The organism is Gluconobacter sp. P1D12_c, assembly GCF_018812105.1.
In the GTDB taxonomy this organism is placed as follows: Bacteria; Pseudomonadota; Alphaproteobacteria; order Acetobacterales; family Acetobacteraceae; genus Gluconobacter; species Gluconobacter oxydans_A.
The window spans coordinates 1-483 of the sequence record NZ_JACSIQ010000379.1 but is presented as its reverse complement, the minus strand read 5'-3'; the positions used below and the strand labels follow the sequence as shown (position 1 = coordinate 483).

Here is a 483-nt window from a genome sequence, read left to right as displayed (position 1 = left end):
GTGGATGATTCCGCAAAAGCATATATGCTTGACACTTACACGATATCTCACATGGGTAGAGGTGGGGGTAGCGTCTTAGAAGATGGGATGCTGTCAAAGGTTCTCGACATAGAGCGTCTACAAGACACCGTAGAGCTTGATGAGCCTCCTATTGAGGTTCCGGATTCCGAATACTTCGAAGCTAATCAGGACGCCTTTCAGGAGCTTGCAGACTGGTATCTTTGAAGCTCCGCAGGACCGACGACAATGTAATTGTCATAGTCGGACACTATGACAAGTCAAATATTGATTTCTATCTGCTACAATAAGTTTCCAGTACCCCACAAACTGAGGGTCGGAGATTGTTATGGATATGGTAAAGAAGGAAAAATATAGAGAAATAGAGAGAGAAGTACAGAGGCTTGAAAATCTGTTCAATATAAAGGCTGTGCGATTGAAGGCACGTTATGAGACCAAGGCTATTCGTTATATGTTTGGGAATGG

At 43.5% G+C, this 483-nt stretch carries 1 protein-coding gene; it reads left to right on the top strand.

Translation table 11 applies throughout. From position 1 onward, the window contains the following. Positions 1–225: hypothetical protein (locus KP705_RS17265; RefSeq protein ID WP_215765162.1), on the top strand; the 225-nt coding region annotated here is incomplete at its 5' end. Between the last annotated feature and the right edge of the window lie 258 nt (positions 226–483).